The organism is Dyella sp. PARNA 12/25, assembly GCF_055702865.1.
This window is the reverse complement of sequence record NZ_JBVQCI010000002.1, coordinates 315579-326693: the sequence shown is the minus strand read 5'-3', so window position 1 is coordinate 326693 and position 11115 is coordinate 315579. Positions and strand designations below refer to the sequence as shown.

The window sequence follows — 11115 nt, the reverse complement described above, 5'->3', positions numbered from 1 at the left end:
TATTACTGTTAAGAGCGCGCCAACAAACTCTTAAGAGAAGATCCGGCCGAGTATGGCTTAATGCGATCTTTGGCCGGTCGCCGGCCCGAACCGAGACAGAGAGTGCGGATGCGTAAGTGGACTACATGGGGCGTCGCCCTGGCGCTTGCAATAACCGGTGGGCAGGCCTTTGCAAGGTCGGCTGGACCGGCCAGCGAAGAGCAGGTGCGCCAACTGATGGAAGTCGTGGGCGTGGGCAAGATGCTCGCCCAGATGAACACCCAGGCCGTGACCAACCTGCAGCAGTCGATGCCCTGTGTGCAGGCTGATTTCTGGCAGAACTACATGGACGCCAACCAGACCCAGCTGTTTATCGGGCGGTTGGTGCCCGTCTACCAACGCCATTTCACCGCCGATGAGATGGAAGGGCTGCTGAAGTTCTACCGCTCTCCGCTGGGTCAGAAGGTCATCACCGAGATGCCCGAAACCATGACCGAAGCCAATCAGGCCGGTCAGCAGTGGAGCCATGAGCGCAGCGACCAGATGATCGCCGAGCTCAAGCATATGGGGACGCTGGACGGCAGCGGTCGTTGCCCGGCCAAGGTGGCCGCGACCACTGGGGTCGGCGTGGCGGGGGCGGCAGCGCTCACAGCGACCGCAGACCATGAGGGCGGCGATAGCGAAGAGGACCAGGCACCGGCCAAGGCGGCTGCCAAGGCGCCATCCAAGTCGAAGGCCCATACGCCGGCCAAGAAGACGCCCGCCAAGCCCGCCACCAAGAAGCCCGCGACGGCGAGCAAGGCACCTGCCAAGACCGACGCGAAGGCACCAGCCAAGAGCGATGCCACGGCGGCGCCAGCCAAGACGACCACCCAGGCCAGCCCGCAGGCCGGTCAGTGAACCGGCGGCATCGGGCAAAAGTGGTCAGTAATTGACCAGAGTGCCGATGCCTCGCTATACTCCCGAGTTCGCCAGCGTCGTTTTTGGCCTGGCGAGCCCAAGAGAATAACGACAGAAGGGATATTCCCATGAGTTACGCAGTCATCAAGACCGGTGGCAAGCAGTACCGCGTTCAGCAGGGCGACGTCCTGCGCGTGGAGCTGCTGAATGCCGAAGAAGGCGCTGCCTTCACCTTCGACCAGGTTCTGCTGGTCGGCGCCGGTGAGTCGATCACCGTCGGTGCGCCTACCGTGGCCGGTGCCACTGTCAGCGCCACCGTGCGCAAGCACGGCCGTGCCGACAAGATCCGCATCATCAAGTTCCGCCGCCGCAAGCACCACAAGAAGCAGCAGGGACATCGTCAGCATTTCACCGAAGTCGAGATCACGGGCATCAACGCCTGATTAGCCGGAGCAAATAGTCATGGCACATAAAAAAGGCGTAGGTTCGTCCCGCAACGGTCGCGATTCGAACCCCAAGTACCTCGGCGTCAAGATCTACGGCGGCCAGGCCATCGAGGCCGGCAACATCATCGTGCGTCAGCGCGGCACCAAGTTCCATGCCGGTACCGGCGTGGGCCTGGGTCGTGACCACACGCTGTTCGCCCTGGTCGACGGCACCGTCGAGTTCAAGACTCGCGGCGCCGAAGGTCGCAAGTTCGTCAGCGTCGTCAAGGCTTAATCGCCTTCGATGTTGCAGCGAAGGCCCCGCCTCGGCGGGGCTTTTGTTTTTTTGAGAAGGCAGGCATTGGGAAATAGAGCATCGGGAACAGGCCAAGCGCGCCGCTCCCTTCATGTTTCCCGCACTCCTGCTTTTACTATTCTCCCTTCCCCTATACCGATTCCCTCTCCCATGAAATTCGTCGACGAAGCCATCATCAAGGTCCAAGCCGGTGACGGCGGCAACGGATGCATCAGCTTCCGTCGCGAAAAATTCATTCCCTTTGGCGGCCCCGATGGCGGTGATGGCGGCAGCGGTGGTTCCGTGTGGCTGGTGGCCGACGAAGGCCTCAACACGCTGATCGACTTCCGTCACCAGCGCATGTTCAAGGCCGAGCGCGGCCAGAACGGCATGGGCAGCCAGATGTACGGCAAGGGCGGTGAAGACACCTTCATTCGCGTGCCGGTGGGTACCGTGGTTGGCAACGTCGACACCGACGAAACCATCGGCGACCTCACCCAGCACGGCCAGCGCCTGCTGGTGGCGCAGGGCGGCAAGGGTGGTCTGGGCAACATTCACTTCAAGAGCTCGGTGAACCGCGCGCCGCGCAAGTCGACGCCGGGCACGCCGGGCGACGTGCGCGAGCTGAAGCTGGAGCTGAAGCTGCTGGCGGACGTGGGTCTGTTGGGTTTCCCGAATGCGGGCAAATCCACCTTCATTCGTGCCGTGTCCGCCGCGACGCCGCGCGTGGCCGATTATCCGTTCACCACGCTGCATCCCAATCTAGGTGTGGTCAGCCTGGGCACTGATCAGAGCTTTGTGATTGCCGATATTCCGGGCTTGATCGAGGGTGCGGCGGACGGTGCCGGCCTTGGCATCCAGTTCCTGCGTCACGTGTCGCGCACACGTTTGCTGTTGCACGTGGTGGATATCGCTCCCATCGACGGTACTGATCCTGTGGAGCAGGTGCACGCCATTGAGCATGAGCTGGCCAAGTTCGATCCTGAGTTGCTCGAGCGTCCGCGTTGGCTGGTGTTGAACAAGGAGGACGTGCTGCCCGAGGACGAGCGTCAGGCGATTGCCGAGGACATCGTCAAGCGTCTGGACTGGAAGCAGCCGTGGTTCCTGGTGTCGGCGATTGCGCGTGAGAACACCATGCAGGTGTGTCAGCAGGTGTGGCGCTTCATGGCGGCGCAGCACATGGCGCATGAGGAGCGCACGGATATGCTTCCGGGGGACGTGCGGTTGCGTGGGGATGGGGTGGCGGAGTAAGTCCGCGCGCTTCGGTTCCTCGGGTTATGAAGAAAGCGGCCAATGGCCGCTTTTTTACTCTCTCTCTCTCTCTTCCCTGCGGGGAGAGGGCTGGGGTGAGAGGTGGGTACTCGCGAGAACGTATGTCTCCCTCACCGTCATCCCGGCGCAGGCCGGAAGCGCTTTACAACAGCGAAGCTGGTCATCTAGTGACTTTGCGCTCGGCTTTAGCGTTCCCGCCAGCGTGCCGCCTACGACGCGAAGCTAGTCCCGTGGGACGCGGCGGGCGCTTCGACCACCGTGAAGGTGGCAATGTCGCCTGCCGGCGCTCGAGTCACTTTTCTTTTGCTGGCCCAAAAGTCCCACGGGGATTAGCTTCGCGTCAAAAGTAACCCAAAGAAAACGGCCTCAAAAGCGAGGTTGCCGTAGCGTCGTGTTGAATAAAAGCCTTGGCTTCCGCGATGCCCTGGTCGTCACGATCGCACGACATGCATCGCGGCTACGCCGTAACGCACCATGGCGAAGAGGACTTAAAGCATTGGGCGCCACGATGCTCATGCAACGACAAGATTCGGACAGAAGAGAGTGCTGTGTGCACGCCGTGTGACGTGCGTATACACGCCAGGAGCCAACCGAGCCAAGTCCACTCATTGCACTAATGCTGCGAGGCATCACCGCACACGTATCGTTCGAATTACTGCAAAGGTCGTACTCCGCTATCGCCTCTGACCAGTATTTTGCGCACCGTTGCGGGGCTTAAATCGCCGCCACGCAGGGATGGCCGGTCGGCCGGACATGACGTGGCATGACATCTCGACTCATCTCCTGCGCAGTCCACTTGGTTTTGTTGCCTCGTGAGGAGATGTCCGATGAGCATTATCCAGATTGGTCTCGCCGATAAGACGGGAAAGCTCGACGCGAACCTTCTGCAGCAAGTCGCTGCAGCCCTCAATATTCAGGTCAATCGGGATTTGTCGGCTTTCTGGAATGTGAAGGCCACGGTGTCATACCTGCCCAGCGCCAAGAAAATACCCAGCGGCATCTGGCCCGTGCTGCTGGTGGGAAAGCTTCCGCCTGACGAAGGTGGCTTCCACCTCGACAAGCACAATCAGCCATACGCCGAAGTCGTGGTCAGTCCTGAGGGTGATGGATGGACGATTGCGGCCAGTCATGAAATTTTGGAGATGCTAGTCGACCCCTACGGCAATCGGCTGCAGACTTCGCGTTCCCTCGAAATCGTCGGTGGAAAGATCCAGGATGGCCCCAGCGAGTTTGCATATCTGGTGGAGGCCTGCGATCCGTGCGAGGCCGATCAGTACGCGTACTCCATCCAGGGCGTGGCCGTATCGGATTTCATCACTCCGCACTTCTATGACCCGGTCACGGTCGCCGGGACGCGCTACAGCTTTACGGGAGCTCTCACGGCGCCGCGCCAAGTGCTCCCGGGTGGTTACATCTCCTGGATAGACCAGCAGCAGGATGAATGGCAGCAGCTGCAATACCTGGATCCGACCAAGGCTCCTACGATCAGCAACATGGGGCCGGCGCAGGGCGCGAGCCTGCGGGAGTGGGTACATAAGCAGCAGGGAAAGAGGGAGGGGTTGTGCACGCCGCGGCACATTTCCCTGACGGCGGGGAGCTCGCCATTGATGAAGCGGAGCAGCGCGCGCCGGCGGCACCTGGAGAAGATTGCGGCGGCACGGTCGAAGCTCTATTGAGGGTTGTGTCTTGCTGCCCTTGCGCTTCGCATCGGAAGGGCAGCAAAGCCCCGTGGATTTGCCGCGCTATGTGAAAAAGCCGGCTTTCGCCGGCCCGCTCTCATATCAGACGCAGAAAAGCCGGCTTGCGCCGGCCTGCTCTCATATCAGACACAAAAAAGCCGGCTTGCGCCGGCTTTTCCGCCAACCCGAGATTCAGTACGCAGAGCTGGCTTACGCCAGCTCGCGGATCTTCGCGTTGAGGCGGCTCTTATGACGAGCAGCCTTGTTCTTGTGGATCAGGCCGCGAGCGGCGTAGCGATCCATGACCGGCTGTGCGGCGGCAAACGCCTCGACAGCTGCAGCCTTGTCCTTGGCCTCAATGGCCTTGACGACCTTCTTGAGGGCGGTGCGCACCATGGAACGGGCGCTGACGTTGCGCAGGCGGCGCTGCTCGGACTGGCGCGCGCGCTTCTTCGCGGACTTGATGTTGGCCAAGGTAGAACTCCGGAATGAATTGCTGGGTTGGAAAAAGACGGCAATTATGCGGGCAATGAGCCGCAGCGTCAACAGCTTAGCTGTTTGTCAAGGCGCTCCACCCCTTGTTTTGGCGTCCAGCAAGCGGCGAAAAGTGAATGGGCGGCCCGAATTATGCCATGGACAGGCTGTCATCCGGCCATCTCAGGCTGTCAAACTACGCGCCTTTCGTGCCGGGGCAGAGGGGCACCGGCGCGGCTTCGTCTCACCAGTAAAGGCACACCAAGAGGCATGAAGTCTCCCAGCATGTTCCGTGGGCTGCTGTCGTTCAGCAGCATGACCATGATTTCGCGCGTACTCGGTCTGGTCCGGGACATGTCGATTAATGCGGTGTTTGGCGCCAATGCGGCCACGGACGCGTTCTGGGTGGCTTTCCGCATCCCCAACTTCATGCGTCGCCTGTTTGCGGAGGGCTCGTTCTCCACGGCCTTCGTGCCGGTCTTCACGGAGGTGAAGGAGAAGCGTAGCCATGAGGATCTCAAGCAGCTGATGTCGCGCGTCTCGGGCACGCTGGGTGGCGTGTTGTTGCTGATTACCGCGCTGGGCGTGATTTTCGCGCCGCAGGTGGCTTCGCTGTTTTCGCAGGGCGCCGCCGATACGCCGGAGAAGTTCGAGCTCACCACGCAGCTGTTGCGCCTGACCTTTCCGTTCCTGCTGTTCGTGTCATTGACGGCGCTTTGCGGCGGCGCGCTGAACAGCTTCCACAAGTTTGCTTTGCCGGCGCTGACGCCGGTGATCCTCAACCTGTGCATGATTGGCGGCGCTCTGTGGCTGTCGCGTTATCTGCATCCTCCGATCATGGCGATGGGGTGGGCGATCATGCTGGCGGGCGTGCTGCAGCTGCTCTTTCAGCTGCCTTCGCTGCGTGGGCTGGACCTGCTGACCTTGCCGCGCTGGGGTTGGAAACACCCGGATGTGCGCCGCATCCTCAAGCTAATGGTGCCGACCTTGTTCGGCTCTTCGGTGGCGCAGATCAATCTGCTGCTCGATACGGTGATTGCCGCCTACCTGATCACCGGCTCGCAAAGCTGGCTGTCGCAGGCCGACCGTTTCCTGGAACTGCCGTTAGGTTTGTTCGGCGTGGCGTTGGGCACGGTGATCCTGCCGTCGCTGTCGCGCCACCATGTGACTACGGATCGCGAAGGCTTCTCCAAGGCGCTGGACTGGGGACTGCGAATCACCTTGCTGATCGCCATCCCGGCGATGTTCGCCCTGATGCTGTTGGCCAGGCCGCTGGTGGCGACGCTGTTCCAGCATGGTCGCTTCACGCCGTTCGATACGCACATGGCCACGCTGTCGATTACCGCGCTCAGCTTCGGCCTGCCGGCTTTCGCCCTGGTCAAGGTGGCCTTGCCGGCGTTCTATGCGCGTCAGGACACTCGGACGCCGGTGCGCGCCGGCGTGGCTTCGCTGGTGGCGAATATGGTGCTCAACGTCGTCTTCATCGCCGTGTTGTTCTCTCTGTGGGCGACACCGGCGCAGAAGCAGCTGCCCTGGCTGGACGCGGTCGCGCAGGTGCCGGGCCTGCATATGGCGCTGGGCATGGCCAGTGCGTTGGCCAGCTACATCAACCTGGGGCTGCTGTGGCGCTGGCTGCAGCAGGCTGGCGTGTATCAGAGTCAGCCGGGCTGGACGCGGCACCTGCTGCGCCTGGCGGCGGCTTGCGCGGTGATGGTGGTGGTGCTGCTGCTGGGCCGGTGGGTCTGGTCGGACTGGACCGATACCAACATATGGACGCGCGTGTGGCATCTCGGCGCGCTGGTGGTGGCCGGTGGCGGTGCCTACGTGGCGACGCTTTTTGCGACCGGGTTCCGCCTGCGCGAGTTGCGCGGCGCCTGAGGTCAGACCGCGTGAGCAATGCAGCGGGATAGCTCGCTTCACCCGCTATACTCGCTGAATGATGAGACTTTCCAGGGATGTCGCCGGCTCCTGTCTGGCGCCCGGCGGCAGTGTGGTGGCCGTCGGCGCGTTCGATGGCTTGCATCGTGGTCACCAGGCCTTGCTTGCGGAGGTGCGCGAGCGCGCGTCCGAGCTTGGCCTCACACCGGTGGTGGTGAGCTTCGAGCCGCTGCCCCGGGCTTTCTTTTCGCCTGAGCCGGTGGCCCGGCTGTCCAGCGTGCGTGAGAAACTGCGCGGCTTCGACGCGGCCGGCATGGAGCAGGTGCTGCTGATGCGCTTCAACCGCGCTCTGACGGCCATGTCCGCCGAAGATTTCGTCCGCTGCGTGCTGGTGGATCGGCTGGCCGCCCGTGAGGTCTGGGTCGGCGGCGATTTCCGCTTCGGTCACAAGCGGGGTGGCGACGTCGCGCTGCTGGAGAGCATGGGCGCTTCTCACGGTTTCGTGGCCCGCACCATGCCCCCCGTGCTGCTGGAAGGGGCGCGCGTCTCCGCGACCCGGGTACGCATGTTGCTGGCGGCTGGCGAGTTTGCCGGTGCGGCGCCGCTGCTTGGTCGCCCCTTCGTGATCGAGGGCAAGGTGGAGTACGGCAAGCAACTGGGCCGTGAGCTGGGCTATCCCACCGCCAATATCCATTTGCGCGACCGCGCCAGCCCGGTGCACGGCATCTTTGCCGTGCGGGTGGGGCTTGGCGAGAGCGAATGCAGCTGGCCCGGCGTCGCCAGCCTCGGCGTGCGCCCGACCGTCAACGAGGTCCCCGAGCCGCTGCTGGAAGTCCATCTGTTCGACTTCGAAGGCGATCTCTACGGCCAGCGCATGGCGGTGGAGTTCGTGGCCAAGCTGCGCGATGAGCAGAAGTTCGACCATCTGGACGCTTTGACCGTCCAGATGGCCAAAGACGCACGCCAGGCGCGAGAACTGCTGGGCATGAACCCGCGTCTCAGCGAGGCGTAGCGGCGGCAAATCCGGTAACGTTGGCGCTTCCGTGCTGTCCATGGCGGCGCCTCACGCACATTCAGGGCGTCGGCAGGGCCGCGCCAGAACCCCGATCAGAGCATCCCCAGGCAATGACCCAGGATTACAAGAACACCATCAACCTGCCGCAGACGGAATTCCCGATGCGCGGCGACCTGCCCAAGCGCGAGCCGAAGTGGCTGGCCGACTGGGAGCAGGTGGGCCGTTACGCGCAGATCCAACAGCGCGCCGAGGGCCGCGACAAGGTGTTCGTGTTGCACGATGGCCCGCCGTACGCTAACGGCGCCATTCACCTGGGTCATGCGGTGAACAAGGTGCTGAAGGACGTGGTGGTGAAGTCGCGCCTACTGGCCGGCTTCCGCGCGCCTTATGTGCCGGGTTGGGACTGTCACGGTCTGCCGATCGAAATTGCGGTGGAGAAGAAGTTCGGCAAGGCCGGCGACAAGCTCGACGCCGCCGCCTTCCGCCAGAAATGCCGCGAATACGCGCAGCAGCAGATCGATCTGCAGCGCACCGACTTCAAGCGCCTGGGTGTGCTGGGTGACTGGGATCATCCGTACCGCACGATGGACTTCAAGTACGAAGCCGACATGGTGCGTGCGCTCGCCAAGATCGTAGAGAAGGGCCACGTGGTGCGCGGCGCCAAGCCGGTGTACTGGTGCTTCGATTGCGGATCGGCCTTGGCGGAAGCCGAGATCGAATACGCCGACAAAACCTCGCCGGCCGTCGACGTGGCGTATGACGCCGTAGACGCCAAGGCGCTTGCGCAGAAGTTCGGTGTCGACGCTGGTGACGCCATCGTCGCCATCCCGATCTGGACCACCACGCCGTGGACGCTGCCGGAAAGCCAGGCGGTGTCGCTGGGCGGCGATCTCGAATACGCCTTGATCGAAGCGAAACCGCGTGACGGTCAGCGTGTGCTGTTGGTGATTGCCAGCGCGCTGGTCGAAAAAGTGACCCATCGTTATGGCCTGGACGGTGAGGCCAAGGTGCTTGGCCATACCGCCGGCCAGGCGCTGGAAGGCGTGCTGCTCAAGCACCCGTTCTACTCGCGCGAAGTGCCTGTACTGATCGGCGACCACGTGTCCGCCGAAGACGGTACCGGTGCTGTGCACACCTCGCCCGACCATGGCGTGGAAGACTTCGTGGTGTCGCGCAAGTACGGCATCGAGACGCTCAACTACACCGAAGCGCGCGGCACGTATCGTGCGGATACGCCGGTGGCGCTCGACGGCACGGTCATCGCCGGCAAGCATCTGTGGAAGGCCAACGACGAAATCGTCGAGCTGCTGCGTCGTCGCGGCGTGCTGCTGGCCTTCGCCAAGATCGAACACAGCTATCCGCACTGCTGGCGCCACAAGACGCCGGTAATCTTCCGCACCACGCCGCAGTGGTTCATCAGCATGGAGAAGGAAGGCCTGCGCAAGACCGCGCTCGACGCGATCAAGCAGGTGCGCTGGGTGCCGAGCTGGGGCGAGGAGCGCATCGCCGGCATGGTGGGCGACCGTCCTGACTGGTGCATCTCGCGCCAGCGTACCTGGGGTGTGCCCATCGCGCTGTTCATCCACAAGGCCACGCAAGAGCCGCATCCCGACAGCGTCGCGCTGCTGGAACAGGTGGCCAAGCGCATGGAGCAGGGCGGCATCGACGCGTGGTACGCGCTGGATGCTGCCGAGCTGCTGGGTGATCAGGCCAAGGACTATGAAAAAGTCCTCGACGTGCTCGACGTGTGGTTCGACTCCGGCGTCAGCCACTTCGCGGTGGTTGGCCAGCGTCCAGAGCTGCAGCAGGGCAATGCAAGCAGCTACAAGGTGATGTATCTGGAAGGCTCGGATCAGCATCGTGGCTGGTTCCAGTCCTCGCTACTGACCTCGTCGGCGATGTTCGACCACGCGCCGTACCAGGACGTGCTCACCCACGGCTTCACCGTGGATGCGCAGGGCCGCAAGATGTCCAAATCGCTGGGCAACGGCATCGAGCCGCAGGACATCATGAAGACCCTTGGCGCGGACATTCTGCGCCTGTGGATCTGCTCGACCGACTACCGCAACGAGATGTCGCTGTCGGACGAAATCCTCAAACGCGTGTCGGACACCTATCGTCGTATCCGTAACACTGCGCGCTTCCTGCTCGGCAACCTCGACGGCTTCGACCCCACCAAGCACCTGGTGCCGGTGGAACAGAGCCTGTTGCTTGACCAGTGGGCCGTGCAGCAAGCGTACGACGTGCAACAAGCGGTGGCGGCGGCGTACGATCGCTATGACTTCCCCGAGATCGTGCAGCGTGTGCAGAACTTCTGCACCAACGAGCTCGGCGCGCTGTACCTCGACATCACCAAGGACCGCCTCTACACGATGCCGACCGAAAGCCATGGTCGCCGCAGCGCACAGAGTGCGATGTACCGCATTGCCGAAGCGCTGGTGCGCTGGCTGGCGCCGGTGCTCACCTTTACCGCCGAAGAAATCTGGCAGCACCTGCCGGGCAAGCGCAGCGAAAGCGTGCTGTTCGAAACCTGGTATGACGGTCTCGCCGCCGCGCAGAGCTCGCCGGAGCAGCGTCGTTACTGGTCCGATCTGCTGGCCATTCGCGACACTGCATCGCGCGTGCTCGAAGGCATGCGCAAGGGCGAGCAGATCGGTGCGTCGCTTGAGGCCAAGTTGGCGGTGCACGCCGATGCTTCCATCATTGCCCGTTATCAGTCGGCTGCGTCGGAGTTGCGCTTCTTCTTCATCACTTCGGACGTGCGTCTGGATCTGGCTGGTGGTCAGCCGGCAGATGCGGTGCTGACGGAACTGGAGGGTGCGGATGTGTGGGTGTCGGCCACGGTGAGCGATGCCGCCAAGTGCGTGCGTTGCTGGCATCGTCGCGACGACGTCGGCACGCATGCGAACCATCCGGAGCTGTGCGATCGCTGCATCAGCAATGTGGATGGTCCGGGTGAGGATCGTCGCTGGTTCTGAGGCTCTTCGTTCTCTCTTCTTTGGCAGACCAAAGAGGAAAGACTCAATTCTCGGGCAGTCCTCCTATTCGTCATCCCTGCGAAAGCAGGGATCCAGCGCCTTCAAGGCGGTACGGCAGGCGAAAGTCACTGGATCCCAGCGTTCGCTGGGATGACGGCATTAGGTTGGAATGCGGTAACGATTTGTTCGCATCCTGATGGTGCGCGGGTCAGACACGGCA

The 11115-nt window shown here is 62.7% G+C and carries 9 protein-coding genes; 8 read left to right on the top strand and 1 reads right to left on the bottom strand.

The window, feature by feature from the left end; all coding sequences use genetic code 11:
• Nucleotides 1–108: 108 nt before the first annotated feature.
• The 5 genes from AC0GUR_RS06105 to AC0GUR_RS06085 all read left to right on the top strand — a co-directional run bounded on the left by AC0GUR_RS06105 (nt 109) and on the right by AC0GUR_RS06085 (nt 4547).
• Nucleotides 109–879, top strand: a complete 771-nt coding sequence (locus AC0GUR_RS06105) for a DUF2059 domain-containing protein (protein ID WP_472876578.1) — start codon at nt 109–111, stop codon at nt 877–879.
• 128 nt (nt 880–1007) lie between these two features.
• A complete protein-coding gene (gene rplU, locus AC0GUR_RS06100) occupies nt 1008–1322 on the top strand; it encodes a 50S ribosomal protein L21 (protein WP_472876577.1) in 315 nt (104 codons plus the stop codon).
• 19 nt (nt 1323–1341) lie between these two features.
• The gene (gene rpmA / locus AC0GUR_RS06095; protein WP_472876576.1) at nt 1342–1599 is read left to right on the top strand and encodes a 50S ribosomal protein L27; all 258 of its coding nucleotides are present in this window, start codon (nt 1342–1344) and stop codon (nt 1597–1599) included.
• Nucleotides 1600–1770: 171 nt separating this feature from the next.
• Nucleotides 1771–2850: an Obg family GTPase CgtA gene (gene cgtA, locus AC0GUR_RS06090; RefSeq protein WP_472876575.1), complete on the top strand. Its 1080-nt coding sequence runs from the start codon at nt 1771–1773 to the stop codon at nt 2848–2850.
• A gap of 848 nt (nt 2851–3698) precedes the next feature.
• The gene (locus AC0GUR_RS06085; RefSeq protein WP_472876574.1) at nt 3699–4547 is read left to right on the top strand and encodes a hypothetical protein; all 849 of its coding nucleotides are present in this window, start codon (nt 3699–3701) and stop codon (nt 4545–4547) included.
• A 213-nt stretch (nt 4548–4760) separates the two neighbouring features.
• Here the strand turns inward: AC0GUR_RS06085 and rpsT are convergent, their stop codons facing one another.
• Entirely contained in the window at nt 4761–5024 is a 264-nt protein-coding gene (gene rpsT, locus AC0GUR_RS06080) for a 30S ribosomal protein S20 (protein ID WP_017460878.1), read from the bottom strand.
• A 270-nt stretch (nt 5025–5294) separates the two neighbouring features.
• On the opposite strand from rpsT, the gene murJ reads away from it, so the two are divergent.
• From murJ to ileS, 3 genes are all read left to right on the top strand, one after another.
• Entirely contained in the window at nt 5295–6902 is a 1608-nt protein-coding gene (gene murJ / locus AC0GUR_RS06075) for a murein biosynthesis integral membrane protein MurJ (RefSeq protein WP_472876573.1), read from the top strand.
• 58 nt (nt 6903–6960) lie between these two features.
• Nucleotides 6961–7914, top strand: a complete 954-nt coding sequence (locus AC0GUR_RS06070) for a bifunctional riboflavin kinase/FAD synthetase (RefSeq protein ID WP_472876572.1) — start codon at nt 6961–6963, stop codon at nt 7912–7914.
• 113 nt (nt 7915–8027) lie between these two features.
• On the top strand, nt 8028–10895 hold the full coding sequence (ileS, locus tag AC0GUR_RS06065; RefSeq protein ID WP_472876571.1) for an isoleucine--tRNA ligase: 2868 nt from the start codon (nt 8028–8030) through the stop codon (nt 10893–10895).
• Nucleotides 10896–11115: the final 220 nt, after the last annotated feature.